Below are 24,816 nucleotides of genomic sequence, written 5' to 3'. Positions count from 1 at the left end.
ACATGTTTGAGAAAGCAAAAAAGAACGGCACAGAACTTTTAGGTAAAACAAATAGAATAGTTGAAGGAACATCTATTATAGGAGATATTGTTTCTAAAGCCGATTTTCGATTAGATGGAGAATTGATAGGGAATTTTACTTCGCAGGGAAAACTGGTTATAGGGCCATCAGGAATTGTAAAAGGCGAAATTATATGTCACAACGCTGATATTGAAGGCGAGTTTCAGGGAAAATTAAAAGTTTTGGAAATCCTTAATATAAAAGCCACAGCACATATTCAAGGAGAAGTTGCTGTTGGAAAATTATCTATAGAACCGGGAGCTGAATTTACTGCTACTTGTACCATGCTAACAAATTCTAAAGAAGTATCTTTAAAAGATGGAAAAGGAACCGAACAAAAATCAAAGGAATAAATGGATTGCATTAATCAATATACCCATTCAAATGGGGGTTATTATTTTCTTGTTTTCTTATCTAGGAACCTGGTTAGATGAAAATCATCCAAGCCCAAAAATATATTATAATAAGGTATTAGTAATGGTTGGTGTTGCTCTGGCATTGTATAATGTTATTCGTCAGGTAAACGAAATCAATAAAACAAAGTAATTTTACTTTTAAAAGAGCTTTAAATAAATGTTGCATATTTGCATAAAATTATTGAAATGCTTTTAAAAACGTACCAACCGATTTTACATTTATTCTTTTTTGCTTTAGCATCCTATATTTTGCACAAAGCAGTTTTTATATTTTTTGATATCCCAAATCAAAATTTTCATTACAGTATCGAATCCTTGTATTTGATTTTTTTTGCATTTACAACAGTATTCTTTATGGTGTTATTGAAGATTACGACTAAAAATTTTGACAGTATAGGAATGATGTTCATGATGGGAACTTTAATTCAAATGTTTTTTTCTTATTTAGTTTTGAGACCGATTTTATCTGATAAAATTCACAACGCGTCTGTTGAAAAAACTAATTTTTTTGTAACATTTATTTTGTTTTTGTTATTTGAAACGCTTTTAACTGTCCGATTATTAAACAAAAAGCGTTAAAATAGGGATTCTGTAAAACAAGGTTCAAAAATAATTTTTCATATCCTTTTGAATATTAATAAAAAATGTACCTTTGCACCAAATTTTAGAAACGTAAAAAAATAAGATTTTCAACAGATATGGTGATTTCAAACAAACCACTCAGATTTATTCTTGTAGCTTTATTAGCTTGTCTTCCTGTAATTAGTTTTGCTAATGCGGAAAAAGACGTTGCACATACTCAAACTGAAGCGGCTCACGAAGCTGCTGCAGAAGGCCATCATGCAGAACCAACTGATGTAAAATCTAAAATCAAAGCTTTCGTGAATCATCACGTTTTAGATTCTCATGATTTTACTTTGACTCAGGATGATGAGACAGGAAAGTATTATGGTTTCTCTCTACCGGTTATTATCTGGGATAATGGTCTACATGTTTTTTCTTCATCAAAATTTAATCATGGTCACGCGGTAGCTGAATCTAATGGAAACTATTATGTGATTAATCATCATGATGGTAAAATCTACAGAACAGATGCGACAGGAACAATTATTGAAGATGAAAAAACCGGGCATCCAACAAATGTTCGTCCTTTAGATTTTTCAATTACTAAAACAGTAGTTTCAATTTTTGCAGCAGCTTTACTAATGTTGTGGTTGTTTTCCAGCTTAGCAAAATCTTATGCTAAAAATGGAGGAATTGCTTCTGGAGCTGGAAGAATTTTTGAACCATTAGTAGTTTACATCCGTGATGAAATTGCAATTCCAAATATTGGTGAAAAGCATTACAGAAAATATATGAGTTATTTATTGACTATCTTTTTCTTTGTATTGTTTTTAAATATTTTCGGATTAACTCCACTAGGGATTAATGCTACAGGTAACTTAACAATTACATTCTCGTTAGCAATCCTGACTTTCTTAATTACAAACCTTACAGCAAATAAAAATTATTGGGGTCACATTTTCTGGATGCCAGGCGTACCAAAACCAATGAGAATTATTTTAGCACCAATTGAATTATTGGGAGTTTTTATTAAACCATTCTCATTAATGATTCGTTTGTACGCTAATATCTTTGCTGGTCACATAGTTTTAATGAGTATCATCGGATTAATGTTTATCTTTAAAAGCTGGATTGGAAGCAGTTTATCTTTTGGATTGTCATTTGTACTTTCTATACTTGAAATTTTAGTTGCCTTTTTACAAGCCTATATTTTTACAATGCTGTCTGCACTTTATTTTGGTTCAGCAGTTGAAGAGCATCATCACGAAGAAGAAGCTCATCATTAAAACTTAGATTCAAGATCCTGGATTTAGATATTATTCTAGAATCCAGATTCAAAAATCTATAACAAAATTGAATGTTTAATTTTTAATATATTTATTATGGAAATTCCAAATATCGTTGGAGCAGGATTAATCGTAATCGGAGCAGCATTAGGAATTGGTAGAATCGGTGGTTCAGCAATGGACGCTATCGCTCGTCAACCAGAAGCTTCTGGAAAAATCCAAACAGCTATGCTTATCGCTGCTGCACTTATTGAAGGTATTGGTTTCGCTGCGTTATTCGCATCTTAGTTAAAACCCAAAAAACAATAGTTGCAACGGTTGGTTGTAACTATTGTTTTAAAATTAAAACATTCAAATTGCCAAATGGTAATTTTAAAAAAGACATAATTTAAAATTTATAATTATATATAATGGATAAGTTAATAAATCAGTTTGAGTTCGGTTTGTTTTTCTGGCAAATACTAATATTTGTTGGATTAATTCTTTTGTTGAAAAAATTCGCGTGGAAACCAATTCTTGATGCAGTAAATGATAGAGAGCAAGGTATTAAAGATGCATTACTTTCTGCAGAAAATGCAAGAAAAGAAATGGAAAACCTTCAGGCTGATAATCTAAGAATTTTGAACGAAGCTCGTGCAGAACGTGACGCGATGTTGAAAGAAGCTCGTGAAATGAAAGAGAAAATGATTGCTGATTCTAAAAACGAAGCACAAGCGCAAGGTCAAAAAATGATCGAGCAGGCTAAAGCGGCTATCGAAGGTGAAAAAAATGCTGCTATGGCTGAATTGAAATCACAAGTTTCAACTTTATCACTAAGCATCGCTGAAAAATTATTGAAAGATGAATTATCTAACAAAGAATCTCAAACTAAATTAGTAGAGAAAATGTTAGGTGACGTAAAGTTAAACTAAGATTATGGCAAGTACAAGAGCAGCAATTCGTTATGCAAAAGCAATTCTAGACTTAGCAAACTCTAAAGGTGTTGCCGAAGCTGTAAATAACGATATGAAATCTATTGCATCTACAATTGAAAGCAATTTAGAATTGAGTACATTTATTCAAAACCCAACTACAAGAGTGGAGGTTAAAGAAAGTGCTCTTTTAGAAGTTTTTGCGAATGTAAATGGTGTGACTAAAGGTTTATTTCATTTATTATTCGAAAACAAAAGATTCGAAATTCTAGAGGCAATCGCAGTAGAATACAGCAGAGTTTTTGACGAAAGTAATGGAATTGAAGTAGCGAAAGTTACCACTGCTATTCCTATGGATGCAGCTTTAGAAGCTAAAGTTTTAGCAAAAGTTTCAACTTTGTCAGACAAAAAAATTACAATTGAGAATATAGTAGATCCATCAATCATTGGAGGATTTATTTTAAGAATAGGTGATCAACAATACAACGCTTCTGTTGCAAACAGATTACAAGTATTAAAAAGAGAGTTAAGTAATTAGTTTTATTACACATAAAAGTGTCTAAATTATAAATTAAGATGGCGGAAATCAAACCTGCTGAAATTTCAGCAATATTAAGAAAGCAAGTAGAAGGTTTTGAATCTGGTGCTACGCTAGAGGAAGTAGGAACGGTACTTCAAGTTGGAGATGGTATTGCTCGTATTTACGGGCTATCGAATGTACAATATGGTGAGTTAGTTGAATTTGAAAACGGACTTGAAGCTATTGTATTGAACCTTGAAGAAGACAATGTTGGTGTGGTACTTTTAGGACCATCAACAGGAATCAAAGAAGGATCAACAGCAAAAAGAACACAACGTATTGCTTCTCTTAAAGTAGGTGAGCAAATGGTAGGGCGTGTAGTAAACACTCTTGGTTTTCCAATTGATGGAAAAGGACCAATTGGTGGAGACTTATACGAAATGCCTTTAGAAAGAAAAGCTCCTGGAGTTATCTTCCGTCAGCCAGTTACTGAGCCATTACAAACTGGAGTAAAAGCAGTAGATGCTATGATCCCGGTTGGTCGTGGACAACGTGAGCTTGTTATTGGTGACCGTCAAACAGGTAAATCAACTGTTTGTATCGATACAATCTTAAATCAAAAAGAATTTTACGATGCAGGAAAACCTGTATTCTGTATATATGTTGCAATTGGGCAAAAAGCTTCAACTGTGGCAGGAATCGCTAAAATGTTAGAAGAAAAAGGTGCAATGGCTTATACAGTTATTGTTGCAGCTAACGCTTCTGATCCGGCTCCAATGCAAGTTTATGCTCCTTTCGCAGGTGCTGCAATTGGAGAGTACTTTAGAGATTCTGGTCGTCCTGCACTTATTGTGTATGATGATTTATCTAAACAAGCTGTGGCTTACCGTGAGGTTTCTCTTTTATTAAGAAGACCACCGGGACGTGAGGCATATCCTGGAGACGTTTTCTACTTACACTCTCGTTTATTAGAGCGTGCTTGTAAAGTAATTGCTGATGATGGAATTGCTAAAAACATGAATGATTTACCAGATTCTATAAAGTCTATCGTAAAAGGTGGTGGTTCATTAACTGCATTACCAATTATCGAAACTCAGGCTGGTGACGTTTCCGCGTATATCCCAACAAACGTAATTTCGATTACAGATGGTCAGATTTTCCTTGATGGAGATTTGTTCAACTCTGGAGTTCGTCCTGCGATCAACGTAGGTATCTCTGTATCTCGTGTTGGAGGTAATGCACAGATTAAATCAATGAAAAAAGTTTCTGGAACTTTAAAATTAGACCAGGCTCAATTCCGTGAATTAGAAGCTTTCGCTAAATTTGGTTCTGATTTGGATTCTGTTACTTTAAACGTAATTGAAAAAGGAAGAAGAAACGTTGAAATCTTGAAACAAGGTTTGAATGATCCTTACCCTGTTGAAAATCAAGTAGCTATTATTTACGCTGGTTCTAAAAACTTATTAAAAAGCGTTCCTGTAAATAAAGTAAAAGAATTTGAAGCTGATTTCTTAGCTTACTTAAACAGTAAACATAAAGATACGCTTAACGCGTTGAAAGCTGGTAAATTAGATGACAACATTACTGATGTAATCGAAAAAGCAGCAAAAGAAATTTCAGCAAAATATATCTAATTAGATAATAGTCAATTAGGTAATTAGAAAATATCTTCGGAAACTTTCTAATTATCTAATTTTCAAATTGTCACATTTTTTTAATCGACAAATGGCAAATTTAAAGGAAATCCGTAATAGAATTACTTCCGTTTCATCGACGATGCAAATTACATCGGCAATGAAAATGGTTTCTGCAGCAAAGCTTAAGAAAGCACAAGATGCAATCACTGCGATGCGCCCGTATGCCGAGAAATTAACGGAGTTGTTGCAAAGTCTTTCGGCTACACTTGAGGGTGAAGTTGGAGGTGATTATACAACACAACGTGAAGTAAAAAAAGTATTGCTTGTCGCTATAACTTCTAACAGAGGTTTATGTGGTGCATTCAATTCAAATGTAATTAAAGAGATTAAGAATCGTTCTGCGTTTTACGCTGGAAAACAAGTTGATGTTTTTCCTATTGGTAAAAAAGGAAATGATGTACTAAGTAAAACTTTTAAAGTTCACGGTCATCATAATGCAATTTTTGACCATTTAACTTTTGAAAATGTTGCTGGAATTGCAGATAATTTGACTGAAAAATTCTTATCTGGAGAATATGACAGAATCGAATTGATCTACAATCAGTTTAAAAATGCTGCTACGCAAATTGTTCAAACAGAGCAATTTTTACCGTTGGCTCCAATTAAATCTGATATACCAGTTTCAGCTGCAGATTATATTTTCGAACCTTCAAAAGAAGAAATTGTGTTGACTTTGATTCCAAAATCACTGAAAACACAATTGTACAAAGGTATTCGTGATTCATTTGCTTCAGAACACGGAGCACGTATGACAGCAATGCACAAAGCAACTGACAACGCTACTGAATTAAGAAACCAATTGAAATTGACTTACAATAAAGCACGTCAGGCAGCTATTACTAATGAGATCCTTGAGATCGTTGGTGGAGCAGAAGCATTGAACGGATAAAAAGTATTTTAATAAAATATTTAAAAGAGCCAACTACTAGTTGGCTCTTTTTTGTGCAATAAATTAATAAAATTGTTGAAATATTTTTTTCGTTTTTTGAGAATTTATGAGGATTAACTGATTTGATAATTAAATAGTTATAATTTAATTTTAAAAAAGTATATATTTATGCTTTTAAAATTAGTAACTTTTTAACACTTTCTGCGTATAACATTTAACAACCAAAAAGTTATTAAAAATAGTTTAACCTAAAACAATGGCAAAAGAAAGTTTTAATTGGAAGAGTCTCTTCATAAATGATGAGACTAATAATGCAGAGGGAACAGCTGCGACTCAATCGACAGCACCCGTTTTACCAGCTACTGAGAGTAAGTTTCCAAATCACGCTACCGAATCATTTCCAACAAATTCGCTGACAAATCCTTTTTTAAACGAAATTTTTGAAGTTTATGATAAAGGCTTTGAGTCATTGAATGAGTCTGGTTTTGATTTTTTCGAGCTTTACAAATCTGTTATAGCAGTTGGAGTAACAAATCCACAAAGTTATCAGATGGCTTTTACTATGGGTAAATCAATTAAATCTGATTTGACGAAAGAATTTCTTTTGCAAAAAGGTAGTTTTTATATCGCAGAAATTGAAAAAGTTTATGCTAAATATGACACTATTGGCAAAACTAAAAAGGCTGATTTAGATAATACAATAACGAAAGAAAAATATAATTTATCTAAAAGCATTTCCGATTTGGAAGCGAAAATTATTGAACTTCAAAAAGAGTTAGACACTAAGAAAATAGAACTTCAAAAAATTGATCCTGTTAATATGGAACAGCTTTCAGAAATTCAATTAAAAATGGAAGCTAACAATTTAGCGAAACAAAAAATATTAACCTCAATCAATACTGTAATTACAGGAATTAATCAATATTTATAATGGATAAATACGAACAAGAAAGAAGCACTCTTTTGACATTACCAATACTGAAACATTTTGACGAGTCGAAAGGAGAAATCGCTCTAAAATCGGGTGCGCTTAAAAAAGGTGAAAAGTCATTGTTTTTAGCTTTAGCATTAGGTTTATTAGGGGTAGGTGGTTATTTAATCTGGACTTATATTATTCCACCATTATTTACAATGTTAGGTCAGGCGATTGCTTTATCAGCGACGGGGGTATTTTTGGTTTTTTTGGTTATGATGGCTCCGGTTATTATGAAAGGACTTCGTTTTGCTACGAAAAATATTCATAAAGCATTAATTCAAAGCAATCCTTTTAATGAGTTAGAAGAGCAAAAACAAAAGATGATTAAAAACCGTGAAGTTTTTAAGAACACTAAAGCAAAGCTAAAAGGTCTTAAAAATGAAATGGAAATTGAAGCCAACAAATCTGAGAAAGAAGCAAAAGAGTTTCAGGAAGATGTTTTGAGTTTACAACGCCAGTCCGAAAAATTGAAATCGGCGATGGATGAAATGGTAAAACAAAATGGTGTTGGAGCAAAAGATACTGATGAATATGTAGCCCTGCAAAGTGAATTGGCAAGAAAGTTAAGCGACTCTCAAAGAGTTTCTACACAATATGAACAAAGCAAAAGTTTTATCCAAAAATATGGTGTTCGTGCCAATGTTTTAGGAAAAATGGATCGTAAGCTGACTTTAGCAGGAACAGCAATCGACATTAAAATTGCTGATTTTGATGTGACAGTTAAGATGCTTCAAAAGGAATATGAATTTGCCAAAAATGCAAAAGAAGCAACGGAAAGTGCAAAAAGTGCGATGTTGTTTACAAAAGACTGGGAATTAGAATATGCTCTTGAAGTTGTAACGTCTACAATTGCTCAGGATATTGCTAGAACTTCTGAAAACTTAATTGACATCGATGCATTGACTTCTAAATATTCTGTTGATAATGATGAGCTTTATTCAAGATTAGATTCATTGGCAGATGAAATTAAAACGGGTGATAATACAATTCCTGATTCAACAAAATATACAAATCCAAACTATAAAATGACCAAAGAAGATAAAATGTCTGGTGGTGGTTTTGGAGATATTTTTTAATACAATTAAATTAAATTTTTAAATAAAAATGGGAAAAATTTTAAGAACAGAAAAGTTAACCACTCTTTCTGAATTATTGATCGTTATTGTTGGAATTGGAGTAATTTTAGGTGGAGTTTATTATTTATCTCCCGGAATTAAAACAGCTGTTTCAAAACAATTAGACGGTATGGAGTTAAACTCGACAGATGTTAATAACGTAACCAATGCTGAAAAAATAGCACTTCCTACAACAGAAATATCTTCAGAAGTTGCAGACAAACCATTAGTTAGAATTGCAGGTTATGCCTGGAATGCTCAGTCTGGAATTATCGTTTCTAATGGTGGTCCAAAAACGACAAAAGGATCATTAATGGAAAAAAACGGTGTAAATCTTGAAATTATCCGTCAGGACTGGTTGTCAGAATTACGCAATATGCAAATGAAATTTATCGAAGAATTTGATAAAGGTGAAGCTTTTCCATCTTCAGATAAAAGTGTTTTTGCTGTTATGATCATGGGTGATGGTGCACCATTTTATATTAGTTCTGTTCAAAAATCATTAGACGAAAAATACGGAAAAGATAAATACCACTTACAAGTTATGGGTGTAGTGGGGATGAGTTATGGTGAAGATAAATTGATTGGACCTCCAAGCTGGAAATCTGATCCAAAAACGATGAAAGGTTCTGTTATCTCTGCTGTTCTTGGGGATGGTGACTGGGTTACTACTGTAAACTATTGTTTTGCAAACGGATTAAAAGTAAATCCGGATCCAACAACTTATGATGCAGATGCAGTAAATATTTATCCATCAGAGAATGATGACTATATTAAATCGGCTGAAGAATTAATCAAATCTCAGACAACAGGATGGACTGTTACTTTGAAAGAAGTAGTAAACGGAAAATTAACTGGGAAATCTGTAAACAGAAAAATTGACGGTTGCGCGACTTGGACACCTGGAGACAAAACAGTTTTTGATAAATTGACTGGTTTTGTAGATATCGTTTCTACTAAAGAATTCAACAATCAAATGCCAACGGCTATTATTGGTGTGAAAGAATGGGCTGTAAAAAACCCGGATATTGTTTCTAATATTTTGAAATCGGCACTGACGGCTTCAAACCAAATGAAAAATTATGAAGATTGGAAAGTAAGAGCTTCACAAGCACTTGCTGATACCTATAAAATTGAAACTCCTGAATATTGGTATAAAATGTTCAAAGGACAACAAGGAACAAAAGGTGGATTGACTTATAATATGGGTGGTTCAAAAGTATTCAATTATGCTGATGCTATGCAATATTTTGGTTTATCAGATGGAGTGAACAGATACAAATCAGTTTACAACCAGGTTTCTGGATATTTAACAGAATTGAATCCGTTTGGATTTAACGAAAATGTTGGTGCTGTTGTTCCTTACGATCAGGCAGTAAACTTGTTTTTCCTGAAAAACATCAACGATATCGAATCTACTTCTGCAGATAAAGCAGATTATAGTGCAGAAGCAAAAGAAGTGGTAGCTTCTGGAGAATGGAAAATTAATTTTAATACGGGAAGTGCTGAAATTTCAAATTCATCCAGTAAAGAAGTAGAAAAAATCTACAATCTTTTGGTGCAAGCTGAAAGCACAAAATTAACAATTGTTGGTCATACAGATAATGTTGGAAATGCAGATGCAAACTTAGCTTTGTCAAAAAGCAGAGCAGAAGCAGTTGTAAATTACCTGAAACAAAAAGGTATTCCTGCAAGCCGTTTCCAATTAGTTGACGGAAAAGGTCAAAGCGATCCGGTTGCAGATAATAATACTGCTTCAGGAAAAGCATCAAACAGACGTGTGGTTATCACTTTATTAAAATAAAAAATATTAAAAGGCTATCTTAACGGATAGCCTTTTACAATCAATATGATAAAATTTTTAACTCCCTTTGAAAAAATATCAAAAATGAACAGAACGCTTATTTTAATAGGCTGGTTAGTTTTTTTGATTATTATTTGGTTTGCGACAACAGCTGGGGAAAAACATCTTTTTCCATCTCCTTCTCAGGTTTTAACAGGTTTTCAGGATTTATATAAAGAGGGTCTGGTAGTTCATATTTTCAATTCATTGTCTTTATGTTTTATATCGATTTTTTTAGCCACGATAATTTCTTTATTATTTGCTTATGCATGGCCAATTCCGTTATTAAAGCCAATTGCTGAATTCGTTACAAAATTTAGATTTTTGCCTTTTACCGGACTTTCATTTTATATTACAATGGTGGTGCACGATGCAAGAGCAATGCAGGTCTGGATCTTGGTAATTTTCCTGACGACTTTCTTAACAACCTCATTAATTGCAGTTATCAAAGATATTCCACAAGAAGAATTTGATCATGCAAAAATGCTAAAATGCACACGATTAGAAGTGCTTTGGCAGGTGATTATTTTAGGAAGAGTAGATTATGTAATTGATGTAATCAGACAAAATCTTGCCATAACCTGGATGATGCTGGTAACAGTTGAATCGATTGTGGTAGCCTCTGGTGGATTAGGGTTTTTAATCAAAAACTCTGATAAGTTCATGAATACAGGACGAATCATTGCGCTTCAAATTATTATTTTATTAATAGGTTTAGGCTTAGATGCAGGAATAAATTTCTTAAGAAAAGCACTATTTAGATATTCAAAAATATAATCATGAAACACGAATATAAAGAAACGCTTTTATATGTAGAAAATCTAAGCGTTGGATACGATGATACCATTATTATAAAGGATATTAATCTTGTAGAAAAAGATGTAATCAGAGATGGGGTAGATTGTACAGGACAAGTTGTAGCTTTTGTTGGAAGATCAGGAAGAGGAAAATCTACTTTCTTTAAAGCATTAACCGGACTGATTCCATCGAATTCCGGAAAAATATTAATTAGAGATTTTGAAAACAAAGAACCTAATGCTGCCAAATCTGTAAGCGAAGGCGATATTGGTTTTGTAGATCAAAAATATACTTTGTTCAGACACAAAACAGTTACTCAGGCTTTGAAATTTTCGTTAAGAAAAACAACGCTTTCGAATACTGAAAAGGAAGAGAAGATAAAAAAATACCTGAAAGAATGGGGGTTGGAAAATTGTAAAGACAAATATCCTAACGAACTTTCCGGAGGACAAAGACAAAGGACTGCTATCATAGAGCAATTGTTTTCATCCGATCAATTTATTGTTTTGGATGAGCCTTTCTCTGGATTGGATGTTGGAAATATCGAAGAAGTAAAAAAATCTTTTGAGTTGTTAGGAAAATCTTCCGATTTTAATACGGTTATTTTTTCAACGCATGATATTGAATTGGCAATTGAATTGGCGCAGACTATTTACGTTATTGGTTATCCAACTATTAATGGAAAGCAGGAGCATTACGGAACAATCGTAGCCAAATATGATCTGAGAGATATGGGCTTAGCCTGGAAAGATTATTGTGATGATCACATAAAATTATCAAAAGAAATTATTCATCAAATGATGATTTCTTAAATTAGCTTATGTCAAAAAAGAACAATCCGATATCGATTATTGAGGAATCATTTTTGTCTCTAAAAAAATATTTGGAAACAAACATAAATTCTAATGAAGCCGTTTTTACGGCTTCATTTATTAGTGATCTACAAAAAGAAACTACAAGTATTCTTGAAATTTGCAATGTACTAAATCAAGATACAGATTTTATTCAGAAAATAAATCAAGCAGTAAATCCGGTATTTTCAAAAGGTTTATTATTTAAAGCAGAACATTTCTTTCTTTCAGATATTATTGATCTTTACGAAAGAGAACCGGAGCAAAAAAATGAAAAGCAAGAGTTTGTTTTAGCATATTATTATGACGCTTTACGTAACAAACATTTTGCAGATGCAAATTCGGTAAATGAGTTAAATCAATTGGTTTTTACAGCGGAATTTAAAAATCATCTTTTAAAAATAAAAAAGGAAAACACAATAATAGCTTCAACCGCTTACCAAAATCAATATTTGCTTCCTGAAATAATAGTAGAAAAGAAACACACTAAAGCAGACGAAATTTTAAATAAATACCAAAATTTCATTCAGTTTGCGTTTGATAAAAAATTTGAAAATGTAACAGCTTTCAATAATTATCTTGGTTTGGATTTCAATAAATCAAAAACAGACAAAAAGGAAATTGATCATCTTCCGGAAGAAGATACATTAGAAAAAGTGCTGAAAGAATTAAATGAATTAGTTGGTTTAGCAGAAGTAAAAAAAGACGTTTCGGAACTTATCAATTTATTAGAAATACAAAAGAAAAGATCAAAACAAGGATTAAAGAATGTTGAAATAACCTTGCATACTGTTTTTTTAGGACCACCCGGAACCGGGAAAACTTCTGTGGCAAGACTTTTAAGCCGAATTTTTAAACATTTAGGCTTTTTATCCAAAGGTCAGATGTACGAAACAGACAGAGAAGGCTTAGTTGCTGGCTATGTTGGACAAACGGCAACCAAAGTTGATGCTGCTGTGGAATCGAGCCTTGGTGGTGTTTTATTTGTTGATGAAGCTTATGCGTTATCTCAAAATGCATTTGGGAATGATTATGGAGCCGAAGCAGTAAATACGCTGCTGAAAAGAATGGAAGACCATCGGGAAGATTTAGCAGTTGTTGTTGCAGGATATACTGAACCAATGAAGATTTTTATAGAGTCTAATCCGGGATTACGTTCTCGTTTTAATAGATATTTTCATTTTAATCATTTTACCCCTGCTGAATTATTTCAAATTTTTGAATCATTTTGTTTGAAGTCCGATTTTATAATTTCTGATGATGCCAAAGAAAAATTAACCGATACTTTTGAACTACTCTACGAAAGTAAAAATGAAAGTTTTGGAAATGCGAGAGTGGTTAGAAACCTATTTGAAAAATGTGTTCAGAATCAGGCTAACAGAATTGTGAAATTGAAAAAAATCACAAATAAAATTTTAAAAACTTTTACAGAAGAAGATATTCCAGAACCAAAAGAAACAGAGCAAAAAGTTAATTTCGAAGTAAAAGATAAAGAATCAAAATAAAAAGAGCCGACATCCCCAATTGTCGGCTCTTTTGTTTTGTAAGGAAATTAGTTTAGTTTTGTAACTTGTTATAAAATGGTGATTCTCAATTATCCAGAACTGAGAATCAGTACCATTTTATAAAATTACTTAACAGATGTATCACCTGTCTAGTGCTTTGTCTTTTGTGGGAACAAACTAGCTTTATTAATCCCAATGCTCTGTTTTTTTGAGGGTTACATTTCAGCAGAATCAATCCCTTGTGCTTTGTCTTTTGTGGGAACAAACTAGCTTTATTAGTCCCAATGCTTTTCTTTTTTATAAGGGTTGTATTTCTAGCTTTTCTCAATCCCTATGAAGCAAATTTAAGAAGAGACTGTTAAAAAAATGTTACATAATTTTTGCCGACAATTTATATATTTCACATGTGTAAGTTTTTTGCTATAATTCGGAATCAAAAAAATTGAGTATTTTTGAAATCTATTTTTTATTACAATGAAACTACAAATTCAGGAACTGACTACAATAGAAGAAATGCTGGCTCAAATTGATACGATGCGATTTCTTTATCCAAAACTTTCTATTGAAAAATACAAATCATTTCTTTCAGAGATGGTTCCCCACAATTATATTCAGATTGGTGTTTTTGAAGAGGGTGTTTGTCTGGGAATAACCGGCTGCTGGTCTGCCACTAAATTATGGACCGGCAAATATCTTGAAATCGATAATTTTGTAGTTAATCCGGAGCATCGCTCAAAAGGAATCGGAAAAGTATTGACCGATTATATTGAACAAAAAGCTAAAGGCTTAAACTGCAGCAGTATTGTTTTGGATGCTTTTACAGGAAATTTTGCAGCACATCGTTTTTACTACAATCAGGGTTACGGCCCAAAGGGTTTTCATTTCGTTAAAATTTTGGATGAAGATAAACTGACGCAATAAAAAAGCACTGAAGTTTTTTTATTGAACCTGCAAAATCGGTATTAAACCAAAGAATTGGTTATTTTTGTTTCACGAACTTTATTATTAAATTATTTTGGGATTATATAAAAATCTATTCAAGCAAACTGCAATTTACGGACTAGCAACAGTATTACCGCGAATGCTGAGCTTTTTATTGGTAAGATTGTATACAGGTATTTTACCAACTGCAGAATATGGCGAAGTTTCGATTGTTTTGTCCTGGATGGTTTTCTTTAATGTAGTTCTTTCTTACGGAATGGAAACGGCATTTTTTAGATTCTATAGTGCCGAAGAAGACAAGAAAAATGTAATTGCTACTTCTACAATTTCAATATTTTGGTCATCAATAATTTTCTTGTTTGTAGCCTTAATTTTTAGAAACACCTTAGCAAGCCTTGCCGAAGTAGATGCACAGTATGTTACTTACTCTGTTTGGATTTTAGTTCTAGATGCTTTGGTGTTAGTGCCATTCTCTAAACTTAGGGCCAATCAAAGACCAATGGTGTACGCGGCAATAAAAATTGGAAATGTTATAATCAATTTATTGCTTAATATTTTCTTTTTAGTGTATTTACCAAAATTGGCGGCTTCAAATCCTAATTCGGTTTGGGATAATTTATATGTTGAGAACTTCCAGATTGCTTATATTTTCATAGCTAATCTGTTGGCAAGTTTAGCCACTTTTGTTGTGCTTTCTCCAAATTATCTTTCGCTAGGAAGAAAATTCGATCCTGTACTTTGGAAAAAAATGATGAAATACGGTTTGCCAATTTTGGTTGCCGGACTTGCATTTGCTATTAACGAACATTTCGATAAAATTCTTTTAGGATATTTATTACCTGAAAACTTGGCAAAATCTGAAGTTGGAGCTTATTCGGCCTGTTATAAATTAGGTCTATTTATGGTTTTGTTTGCAACAGCTTTTAGATTAGGAATCGAACCTTTCTTTTTCAGTCATGCCAAAAATGAAAATGCACCTCAGACCTACGCGGTTATCACCAAATATTTTGTGATTCTGGGATCCTTAATTTTATTGGGAGTAATTGTTTTTGCAGATATTTTAAAATTTCTGCTATTGGATAATAAATCCTATTGGGAAGCTATGAAAGTAGTACCATTAATTATTCTGGCAAACTTCTTTTTAGGAATTTATAATAATTTATCCGTTTGGTATAAACTGACAGACAAAACAAAAATTGGTGCCTATATTTCAATTGTTGGTGCAATAGTAACTTTGGTTTTAAACTATTTCCTGATTCCAAAATACAGTTATTACGGTTCTGCAATTGCAACTATTTCCGCTTACGGAAGTATGATGCTGATTTCTTATATTTTAGGAAACAAATATTACCCAATACCTTATGATATGAACAAAATTGGAGCTTATCTGGGAATTTCAATTGTGTTTTCTGCTATTTCTTTTTATGGATTTAGGGAAAATTATTTCGTTGGAATTCCGTTATTATTAGGCTTTATGTATTTTGTTTATCATAACGAAAAAGACACAATCAAAGGAATTATGAATAGAAAGTAGTCCTACTTTTTAATGTTTTAAATAAAAAAATGAAAATACAAATTATCAATAAATCACAACACGCTTTACCAAACTACGAAACAATTGCTTCGGCAGGAATGGATTTACGTGCCAACTTAACAGAATCAATCAAACTAAAACCTTTAGAAAGAACTATTGTAAAAACCGGTCTTTTTATTGAATTGCCAATTGGCTACGAAGCGCAGGTAAGGCCAAGAAGTGGATTGGCTGCAAAAAAAGGAGTAACCGTTTTAAATTCTCCAGGAACCGTTGATGCTGATTACAGAGGAGAAATAGGAGTAATTTTAGTAAATTTATCAAATGAAGAATTCGTAATCGAAAACGGAGAACGAATTGCACAATTGATTATCGCCAAACACGAAAGAGCTGAATGGATTGAAGTTGAAGAATTATCCGAAACTTCAAGAGGTGAAGGCGGTTTTGGAAGTACAGGCGTGAAATAGTTTTCAGTCTCAGTAATTAGTTTTAAACTTTGCGATTTCAAAAATCACAAAAAATAACTTAGCGAACTTGCGTAAATTCTTTGCGAACTTTGCGGTTAAAAATTAAATCAAGAACCAACTCAAGAAGATTTTTTAATCTTCCCATAAAAAAATAAATATAAAATGAAAATAATCGTTCCAATGGCTGGCCGAGGCTCGAGGCTAAGACCACATACCTTAACGGTTCCAAAACCATTAATTCCTGTTGCAGGAAAATCAATCGTGCATCGTTTAGTGGAAGATATTGCTAAAATATTAAAACAACCTATCGAAGAAGTTGCTTTTATTTTGGGTGACGAAGCTTTTTTTGGTGCTGATCTTGTAACAAGCTTAGAGGATTTGGCAAAAGGTTTAGGAGCAAAAGCGTCGATCTATCGTCAGGATTTGCCTTTGGGAACAGGTCATGCAATTATGTGTGCAAAAGAATCTTTATCAGGTCCAGCAGTTATTGCTTATGCAGATACCTTAATCAGAGCTGATTTTGAATTAGACCCTGCTGCAGATGCTGTAATTTGGGTTAAACAAGTGGAGCAGCCAGAAGCATTTGGTGTAGTTAAATTAAATGCCAATAATGAAATTATAGAATTGGTTGAAAAACCAAAAGAATTTGTCAGCGATTTAGCCGTTATCGGAATCTATTATTTTAAAGAAGTTGGTGATTTGAAAAAAGAACTTCAGGGCGTTTTGGATAATAATATTCAGAACGGTGGAGAATATCAAATCAATGACGGAATCAAGGCAATGATGGCTGATGGAAAAGTTTTCAAAACCGGAAGCGTAGACGAATGGATGGATTGTGGAAATAAAGATGTTACTGTTGAAACTAATTCAAGAATGCTAGGATTCTTGCATAATGATGGGGAACATTTGGTTGACTATAATGTGACATTAGAAAACGCAACTATTATCCCCCCTTGTTATATTGGTGAAAATGTAGTGTTGAAAAATGCAACAGTTGGACCAAACGTATCTTTAGGAAAAGGATGCCATGTAATTGACAGTACGATCAAAAACAGTTTAGTTCAGACGTTTTCTCAAATAAAAAATGCTAACTTAGATAATGCGATGATCGGAAACCATGTTAGTTATGATGGTAAATTTACAAGTATCAGCATTGGAGATTATTCTGTTTTAGAATAATAATAATTTAAAATAAAATTATGTAAATGATGAAAAAAGGAGTTTTTGTAATTTTATTTTTCGTTTTGCTTTGCAATTCAACTTCGGTTTTAGCTCAGACTGAACCGGAAGATATTGCTATGGCAACCGATGAATACCAGGACTCTTTTTATGAATCATTAAAACAAAAAGGAATTGAGAATTATGATAAGGCCATTGTATCATTAGAAAAATGTATCAAACTAAAACCTAATGATGCTGTTGCTTATTTTGAATTGGGGAAGAATTACTTTGCTCTAAAAGAATATAGCAATGCTCAAACTTCTTTTGAAAAAGCAACACAATTAGACCCAAAGAACAAATGGTATTGGCTTGGAATTTATGATGTAAGTTATGAAACCAAAAATTATCCTTTAGCAATCGAAACGATTCAGAAAATTATTCCGTTTGACGAAGAATATAAAGATGATTTGATTTCATTATACATGTTGACGAATCAGTACGATAAAGCGCTTTCAACGATTAATGAAATGAACGATAAATTCGGAAAATCTGAAGATCGTGAAAGATATAAAATGCAGATTTTATCTCAGGGAAAATATCAAAATTCTGAGATTGCTAATTTGATTAATCAGATTAAACAAAATCCGAAAGAAGAATCAAATTATGTCAACCTGATTTTTTTATATTCAAAATCAGAAGAAACAGATAAAGCTTTGGATGTTGCAAAACAATTGGCAAAAGAAATTCCGAATTCTGAATGGGCTCAGGTAAGTTTATTCAAAGTGTATTTAGATGGCAATAAACCAGATCAGGCAATTAAATCAATGAATGTGATTTTGTCAAGTTCTAAAATTGATTCAAAAATAAAGCATCGTACGCTAAATGAATTTTTGATTTATGTGAATAAAAATCCGCAATATGCTCCAGATTTAGAGAAAGCAATTGCTTATTTTGATAACGATCCAAGTGTTGATGTTGCAAAAGAAATTGGGAAATTCTATCACAGTAAAGGCCAATTTGAAAATGCAATTAAGTTTTATGAAAAAGATTTAAAGGCAAATTCAGATACAGATCGAGAAACGAATTTGCTTTTGCTTGAAGCGTATACTCAGGCAAAACAGTTTGAACCGATGACGAAAAGAGCGATGAATATGATTGAAGTGTATCCGAGCCAGCCACAATTCTATTATTATGCAGGCTTAGGAAACAATAAGTTACAACAATTTAAGAATGCAAAAACCGTTTTAGAAATGGGGCTTGATTATGTCGTAGAGGATAAAACACTTGAGGCAAATTTTAATATTCAGCTTGGAGAGGCATACAATGGATTAGGGGATGCTAAGAAAAAAGAGGAATACTTTTTGAAGGCAAATGAGTTATTAAAACAAAAAAAGTAAGAAATGAAAAAATATATAGTATTAGTATTGATGTCAGTTTTTGTGATTTCATGTAAATCGAAAGCTGTCGCAGTACAAAACACAGACAAAACTGCAGAAGCGCCAAAAGAGGATAAAAAAGCAATAGCAAAACATTATGACAATAAATTAGATTTCAAAACATTAAATATAAGAGCAAGTGCTAAATATGAAGATGAAAAACAAAGTCAGAATGTAACTGCCGAAATCAAAATTGAAAAAGACAAGCAAATTTTAGTAAGTGTTCGTTTTCTTGGAATCACAATGGCAAAGGCATTGATTACACCTACTACAGTAAGTTATTACGAAAAAATAAAAGGTACTTATTACGAAGGTGATTTTACAAGTTTAAGCAAATGGCTTGGGACTGAACTGGATTACAGTAAAGTTCAAAACTTATTAGTTGGAGAAGCTTTGGATGATTTAAGAAAAGGAAAATATACACAGACGATTGTAGAAAATCTTTTTAAGTTGGAAGATGAAAAAGAAGCTAAAATAAAAAAGACATTCTATTTAGATTCAGAAAAATATTTACTGCAAAAAGAAGAAATTTCACAACCTGCAGAAAACAGAATGTTAGCAATAAAATATTCTGATAATAAAACATTTGATCAGGGAATACTCCCAACCAAAATCGAAATTAATGCTGTTCAGCCAAAAGGGAAGACCGATATTAATTTAGAATATAATAATATTACGTTTAACGAAGAACTTTCTTTTCCATATAGTGTTCCAAGTGGGTATAAAAAAGTTATAATTAACTAAATTTGCAAAAAGAAAAAAGAAACATGCCAAAATTTCTCCTCAGCCTAATTTTTATTTGTGCCACAACTTTCATGTGGGCGCAGGATTCGCAACAAGAAAAACTGGAGCAGCGTAAAGCCCAGATTCAGCAGGAAATTAGAGACAACGAAAAAATGCTGCAGTCTGTAAAGAAAAAAGAAAAGTCGGCTGTAAATGTATTTTTGATTCAGGCGAATAAAATTAAACTGAAAGAAAAACTGATTAATACCACTGCTCGACAAGAGAAAATTTTAAACAATGATATGTATATTAACCAACTTAAGGTTAATAAACTGAAGCGAGAATTAGCAGTTTTGAAAGAAGATTATGCAAAGATGATCCTGAAATCATACAAAAGCCGTTCTGAGCAAAGTAGAGCAATGTTTATTTTATCTTCGGAAAGTTTTTTACAGGCTTATAAAAGAGCACAATATTTAAAACAATATACTAATTTCAGAAAAAATCAAGGTTTAGAGATTCAATCTAAAACGGCTCAATTAGTAGATTTCAACGCAAAATTGGATGGTCAAAGAAAAGTAAAGAAAAAGATTATTGCTGAAAATCAAAAGGAAAAGCAAAGTTTAGAAGTTGAAAAGAAGGAACAGCAAAAATTGGTTAATGCTATTAAAAAAGATAAAAATAAAATTATTGCTGATACCAGAAGTAAACAAGCAGAAGCGAAAAGAATCGACAGACAAATTGATCGTTTGATTCGTGAAGCGATTGCTGAAGCGAATAGAAAAGCTGCCGCAGAAAGAGCAAAAGACAATCCGGGATCTACGGCTTCTACTGCTCCGGTTTCATCATCTAAAATTGCTTTAACTCCAGAAGGAAAAATCCTGGCTGCCGACTTTAAAGCAAACCGTGGAAAATTACCTTGGCCTGTAGAAAAAGGATTTATTTCATTAGGATATGGTGATCAACAACATCCATTATATCCAAATTTAACAGTTCATAATTCAGGAGTGGAGATCACGACAGAGTCCGGAGCTACAGCACGTGCTGTGTTTGAAGGTACAGTTTCAAGCGTTATAGTTTTATCTCCAATCAACAGAGCTGTTATGATTCAGCATGGAGATTATTTCACAGTTTATCAGAATTTAAGTCAGGTATTTGTAGAAAAAGGGGATAAGGTAAATATCAAACAAAGTATCGGAAAAGTGAGAACTAGTGGTGACACCGGAAAAACAATCATTAAGTTTTTGATTCTTCAAAATACATCAAATAATAATCCGGAAGGATGGTTGCAAAACAGATAAAAAACAAGGGGAGCTAATTTTAAGCTCCCTTTTTTTATTGCTGTTGCTGCTGCAAATGATCCATATAATCTAATTGTTCCTTAACACGCGATGAAACTTCCTGAAGTTTAACGTCGTTGATTTCTTCGAATTGTCTTCCATCTTCATAACCAATGGAAACACATACAGAAAGTGTTTGTCTGGCAAGTCCTTTAAAAGTTCCTTTTATAGGTGTACAATCGCTAAAATTTCTTCCCACAGAAAGCCGAACATGATTATCCATTGTCCATATATTATTCGTTGGATCTAATCCTAACCAACCTTGTTTTGGGGTGTAAATTTCGACCCAGGCATGTGTCGCACCTTCGCCTCGAAGCCCGCTTTCGTTGGGACAAATGTAACCGCTAACATATCGTGACGGAATTCCGGCTGTACGCAAAAGCTGTAATAGAATATGAGCAAAATCTTGGCAAACTCCTTTTTTAAGCGTTAGAATATCATCAACAGTAGTTTCAATATTGGTAATTCCTTTGGTATAAGTAAAATTATCATAAACGTATGTATTGCATTGTTGCGCAATTTCAATTATAGATTTGTTTTCAATATTTATTTTTTTTAAAATGGCTTCAATTTCATTTTGTTTCTGAATATCATCCAAATAACAAAGGCGCAATAGCATAATACTTTTTTCTTTTTCAGCCTGAATATCTTCCACAGAAGTGGCATCAATTTCCGGAATTTTAAGTGAATGATTAACGCGAACCAACATTCTGGATTCGATTGTCATTTCGGTATGAACATCCAAAACATTGAAATTTCCAACACGATTTCCGTAATAATCTTCAGAAATATCGACATCAGGATTGTGTGTAATTAACAACTGATATTGTAATACTTCCTGATTTTCAAAATGATGTGGGAATAATCGAATTTCATTAATACTTTCTTTTATGGGATGATTATATTGATATTTTGTGAGGTGAACTATTTTGAAAACCGCCATATTTTTAGGTATAAGAAAAGAATAATTTTGAAAAATCTGTCGAGAATTGAATGAGCTGATTTTTGGTGTTTTGCAAGACTTCTTCCAATTCCTGATTGGTCAAATGTTGATAATCTGTAAAAGCAACATAACTTTTTAGACGGCCAAATTGGTTTATTAAAGTTCGGGCTTCACTCAAGTCATTGTCTTTAAACAAACAATCCAAATACGTATTTATAAAGTCTAAAGTATAAATTACAGAGTGTGCAAAATCTTTATTAAAAATAACCTGATGCACTACTTTTCGATTGTGCGAAATATTGCTGTAGCTTTTGAGATACAATTCATAGCCGGAAAGCGATAATAATAATCGGCGCCAATACATTAAATCTTCTTCGCCTTCGAGATTATAATTTATAGGAGCAAAATACGCCTGTGTCATTGAAATAGTTTGCAGACATCTTTCGATATGTTTGCCAATACTCGAAAAACACCAGCCCAAACCGCGTGGCATTGTAACTTGCAGAATTCCATTATAAAGCAATAAATCTTTATTAAGTTTGGTAATAATCTTTAGCGCATCTGTTGTTTCCAGTTTTTTTGGTAAATCTGGCGAGTTCATATAATGATACATCGAGTTGATATGTTCCCACAATTCTTTGGTGATTTTATCCTGAGAACCGCGGGCATTTTCACGCGCTTTCACCACTAGATTTTTAACTGAATTATCATTTTGGTTGTCGCAAATAATGTATTTTAGAACATAAGTTGTGTCATATTGTATCGCGTGAATTTTATCTCTGGACAAATTGGTATAATATTCCAATAACGGTTTGTAACCCTGAGAATCATTAATTTCTTTATCAAAAGATAAAATATAAGAAGTGTTTAAAGTAAGCAACATTCCATCTGTACGTTCCATATATCGGTTGAGCCAAAACATTCCGTCGGCGACCCGGCTAAGCATATTTACTCCCATTTTGAATGTTTTTGAGGTTAGAAATGTAATTTATTTTATAATCCAGGTGTCTTTACTGCCACCGCCTTGTGATGAATTGACAACCAAAGAACCTTCGGTCAAGGCAACACGCGTTAAACCTCCGGGAACAATTTGAATTCCCTTTGGTCCGCATAATGCGTATGGACGCAAATCGACGTGGCGTAATTTGAGTTGTCCGTCAATTAAACACGGAACCGTGCTTAATTGAATAATAGGCTGTGCAATAAAATTTCTTGGGGTTTTGGTAATCGCAATTTTGGCTTGGTCCATTTCTTCCTGCGTTGCTTTGTTGCCCATGATCATTCCGTAACCACCACTTTGGTTGGTTTCTTTAATAACCATAGTTTCCATGTTGGAAAAAACATGTTCGCGTTCGTCTAGATTTTCCATTCTATAGGTCGGAACATTTTTCAAAATCGGTTCCTCATTCAAATAATATTTAATCATATCCGGAACGTAAGCATAAATCGCTTTATCATCGGCAACGCCATTTCCTACAGCATTTACCAAAGCCACATTTCCCTGTCGATAAGCACTGATTAAACCCGGAACACCAAGTGCACTGTCTGGTTTAAAAACCAAAGGATCCAAATATTCATCGTCCAGACGGCGATAGATAACATCGACTTGTTGTAACCCGGAAGTCGTTTTCATATAAACACGACTATTATTGACAACCAAATCTCGTCCTTCAACCAACGGAATTCCCATTTGTCGCGCTAAATAAGTGTGTTCATAATAAGCTGAATTATAAACCCCTGGAGTTAGCAAAACCACATTTGGGTTAGAAATATTCCTTGGGGAAAGCGAAACCAAAATACTATGAAAAATCATAGGGTAATTACTGACCATACTAACATGATTTGAAGAAAGCATATCGGGGAAAATTCGTTTTGTAATTTCCCGGTTTTCTAACATATAACTCACACCGCTAGGGCATCGTAAATTATCTTCCAAAACATAAATTCACCTTTTGCACCACGAATTAAATCGATTCCTGCAATATGTACATGTATATTATGAGGCACTTTTATCCCTTGAACTTCCTGTATGTAATGTGGACAAGATGCAATTAATCCTGCAGGAATGATACCTTCTTTTACAATATTCTGTTCATTATAAATGTCTTCCAAAAACAAATTCAGAGCCATTAAACGTTGTTTGATTCCTGATTCAACTTCTAACCAATCTTTTTGTGTGATGATCCTCGGAATTATATCAAAGGGAAATATGCGTTCGATTCCATTGGCATCATCACTGTAAACGGTAAAAGTTATTCCCTGATTCATGAACAAATCAGAGGCCTGTTGTTGTTTGCTGGTTAAATTTTTATGACTTAAACTTTGTAAAGTTTTGAAAACTTGACTGTAGGATTCCCGAACACCTTCTTTAGAGAACATTTCATCCCAGCCGCTATGATTTAAACTTGGTGCCAATTTCGCCATGCTCTAATTATTAAATAAATTGAATAGTAGACTTTTTAATGAAAAATACTCGCTTTTTGATCTAAAATACAAATTTATTTACTTGTAAAGCTTTAAATTAATGTTGATTTTGTAATTTATACAATATTCATTTTTTCAAGTTTCTATTTTGAAAATATTACTTTTTAAGGCTATGTTTTTTTACAATTTCATATCCTCAAAAACAGTTTTTTCAGAAGTTGAAGGCCTAAATGAAGAATGATTAAAGCTGAAAAGGGAACTATGATAGCTCCCTTTTGTTAATTCGTAAACTCCAAAATTTGAAATTTGGAATTTAAAAAATTGAAAATTTACTCATTCATAGAATTGTATTTTTCTTCAGTTTCTCAACAACTTTTTTTAAGTCGTCATTTTCATTTGCACTCACTACGGTTTTTGTCAT

At 32.9% G+C, this 24,816-nt stretch carries 23 protein-coding genes and 1 pseudogene; 21 read left to right on the top strand and 3 right to left on the bottom strand.

Annotated elements, in window-relative coordinates:
* Positions 1-2 precede the first annotated feature (2 nt).
* From IHE43_RS02430 to IHE43_RS02330, 21 genes are all read left to right on the top strand, one after another.
* Positions 3-413, top strand: a complete 411-nt coding sequence (locus tag IHE43_RS02430) for a polymer-forming cytoskeletal protein (protein WP_192186515.1) — start codon at positions 3-5, stop codon at positions 411-413.
* Positions 379-606, top strand: coding sequence for an AtpZ/AtpI family protein (locus tag IHE43_RS02425; protein WP_192186514.1), 228 nt, complete (start codon positions 379-381; stop codon positions 604-606). The genes IHE43_RS02430 and IHE43_RS02425 overlap by 35 nt, the downstream gene beginning before the upstream one ends.
* Positions 607-1,174: 568 nt before the next feature.
* Positions 1,175-2,326 carry a F0F1 ATP synthase subunit A gene (gene atpB, locus IHE43_RS02420; protein WP_192186513.1) on the top strand — a complete coding sequence of 384 codons (1,152 nt, stop codon included), beginning with the start codon at positions 1,175-1,177 and terminating at the stop codon, positions 2,324-2,326.
* A gap of 96 nt (positions 2,327-2,422) precedes the next feature.
* On the top strand, positions 2,423-2,614 hold the full coding sequence (gene atpE, locus IHE43_RS02415) for an ATP synthase F0 subunit C (RefSeq protein WP_165828897.1): 192 nt from the start codon (positions 2,423-2,425) through the stop codon (positions 2,612-2,614).
* A gap of 122 nt (positions 2,615-2,736) precedes the next feature.
* Complete coding sequence (locus tag IHE43_RS02410; protein ID WP_192186512.1) at positions 2,737-3,237, top strand: F0F1 ATP synthase subunit B; 501 nt, start codon at positions 2,737-2,739, stop codon at positions 3,235-3,237.
* Positions 3,238-3,241: 4 nt separating this feature from the next.
* Complete coding sequence (atpH, locus tag IHE43_RS02405) at positions 3,242-3,775, top strand: ATP synthase F1 subunit delta (RefSeq protein WP_192186511.1); 534 nt, start codon at positions 3,242-3,244, stop codon at positions 3,773-3,775.
* A gap of 38 nt (positions 3,776-3,813) precedes the next feature.
* Entirely contained in the window at positions 3,814-5,391 is a 1,578-nt protein-coding gene (gene atpA / locus IHE43_RS02400; protein WP_074660092.1) for a F0F1 ATP synthase subunit alpha, read from the top strand.
* Between the two features lie 91 nt (positions 5,392-5,482).
* Positions 5,483-6,343, top strand: coding sequence for an ATP synthase F1 subunit gamma (gene atpG / locus IHE43_RS02395; protein WP_192186510.1), 861 nt, complete (start codon positions 5,483-5,485; stop codon positions 6,341-6,343).
* Between the two features lie 256 nt (positions 6,344-6,599).
* The gene (locus IHE43_RS02390; RefSeq protein ID WP_192186509.1) at positions 6,600-7,274 is read left to right on the top strand and encodes a hypothetical protein; all 675 of its coding nucleotides are present in this window, start codon (positions 6,600-6,602) and stop codon (positions 7,272-7,274) included.
* The gene (locus IHE43_RS02385) at positions 7,274-8,395 is read left to right on the top strand and encodes a hypothetical protein (RefSeq protein ID WP_192186508.1); all 1,122 of its coding nucleotides are present in this window, start codon (positions 7,274-7,276) and stop codon (positions 8,393-8,395) included. The genes IHE43_RS02390 and IHE43_RS02385 overlap by 1 nt, the downstream gene beginning before the upstream one ends.
* Before the next feature lie 28 nt (positions 8,396-8,423).
* Positions 8,424-10,238 (top strand): phosphate ABC transporter substrate-binding/OmpA family protein, encoded by a 1,815-nt coding sequence (locus IHE43_RS02380; RefSeq protein WP_192186507.1) that lies wholly within the window; start codon positions 8,424-8,426, stop codon positions 10,236-10,238.
* A gap of 84 nt (positions 10,239-10,322) precedes the next feature.
* The gene (locus IHE43_RS02375) at positions 10,323-11,054 is read left to right on the top strand and encodes an ABC transporter permease (RefSeq protein WP_192186506.1); all 732 of its coding nucleotides are present in this window, start codon (positions 10,323-10,325) and stop codon (positions 11,052-11,054) included.
* A 2-nt stretch (positions 11,055-11,056) separates the two neighbouring features.
* Positions 11,057-11,887 carry an ATP-binding cassette domain-containing protein gene (locus IHE43_RS02370; protein ID WP_192186505.1) on the top strand — a complete coding sequence of 277 codons (831 nt, stop codon included), beginning with the start codon at positions 11,057-11,059 and terminating at the stop codon, positions 11,885-11,887.
* Between the two features lie 8 nt (positions 11,888-11,895).
* Entirely contained in the window at positions 11,896-13,431 is a 1,536-nt protein-coding gene (locus tag IHE43_RS02365; protein ID WP_192186504.1) for an AAA family ATPase, read from the top strand.
* A 474-nt stretch (positions 13,432-13,905) separates the two neighbouring features.
* Positions 13,906-14,352, top strand: a complete 447-nt coding sequence (locus IHE43_RS02360) for a GNAT family N-acetyltransferase (protein WP_192186503.1) — start codon at positions 13,906-13,908, stop codon at positions 14,350-14,352.
* A gap of 94 nt (positions 14,353-14,446) precedes the next feature.
* Positions 14,447-15,907 (top strand): lipopolysaccharide biosynthesis protein, encoded by a 1,461-nt coding sequence (locus tag IHE43_RS02355; protein WP_192186502.1) that lies wholly within the window; start codon positions 14,447-14,449, stop codon positions 15,905-15,907.
* A 29-nt stretch (positions 15,908-15,936) separates the two neighbouring features.
* Positions 15,937-16,371 carry a dUTP diphosphatase gene (dut, locus tag IHE43_RS02350; protein WP_192186501.1) on the top strand — a complete coding sequence of 145 codons (435 nt, stop codon included), beginning with the start codon at positions 15,937-15,939 and terminating at the stop codon, positions 16,369-16,371.
* Positions 16,372-16,533: 162 nt separating this feature from the next.
* Positions 16,534-17,550 carry a sugar phosphate nucleotidyltransferase gene (locus tag IHE43_RS02345; RefSeq protein WP_192186500.1) on the top strand — a complete coding sequence of 339 codons (1,017 nt, stop codon included), beginning with the start codon at positions 16,534-16,536 and terminating at the stop codon, positions 17,548-17,550.
* 29 nt (positions 17,551-17,579) lie between these two features.
* Positions 17,580-18,929, top strand: a complete 1,350-nt coding sequence (locus IHE43_RS02340; protein WP_192188140.1) for a lipopolysaccharide assembly protein LapB — start codon at positions 17,580-17,582, stop codon at positions 18,927-18,929.
* 3 nt (positions 18,930-18,932) lie between these two features.
* The gene (locus tag IHE43_RS02335) at positions 18,933-19,712 is read left to right on the top strand and encodes a DUF4292 domain-containing protein (protein WP_192186499.1); all 780 of its coding nucleotides are present in this window, start codon (positions 18,933-18,935) and stop codon (positions 19,710-19,712) included.
* A gap of 23 nt (positions 19,713-19,735) precedes the next feature.
* Positions 19,736-20,989: a murein hydrolase activator EnvC gene (locus IHE43_RS02330; protein ID WP_192186498.1), complete on the top strand. Its 1,254-nt coding sequence runs from the start codon at positions 19,736-19,738 to the stop codon at positions 20,987-20,989.
* A gap of 34 nt (positions 20,990-21,023) precedes the next feature.
* Here the strand turns inward: IHE43_RS02330 and IHE43_RS02325 are convergent, their stop codons facing one another.
* The 3 genes and pseudogenes from IHE43_RS02325 to IHE43_RS02315 form a co-directional block, all read right to left on the bottom strand.
* Positions 21,024-21,971: a transglutaminase family protein gene (locus IHE43_RS02325; protein WP_192186497.1), complete on the bottom strand. Its 948-nt coding sequence runs from the start codon at positions 21,969-21,971 to the stop codon at positions 21,024-21,026.
* A gap of 4 nt (positions 21,972-21,975) precedes the next feature.
* On the bottom strand, positions 21,976-22,929 hold the full coding sequence (locus IHE43_RS02320; RefSeq protein ID WP_192186496.1) for an alpha-E domain-containing protein: 954 nt from the start codon (positions 22,927-22,929) through the stop codon (positions 21,976-21,978).
* Positions 22,930-22,959: 30 nt separating this feature from the next.
* Positions 22,960-24,395 (bottom strand): annotated as a pseudogene (locus tag IHE43_RS02315) (circularly permuted type 2 ATP-grasp protein).
* Between the last annotated feature and the right edge of the window lie 421 nt (positions 24,396-24,816).

Origin of the sequence: Flavobacterium sp. MDT1-60, from assembly GCF_014844035.1 — a bacterium.
GTDB lineage: Bacteria > Bacteroidota > Bacteroidia > Flavobacteriales > Flavobacteriaceae > Flavobacterium.
Note: the sequence above shows the minus strand (reverse complement) of the source record. Positions and strands in the feature narration are given on the sequence as shown.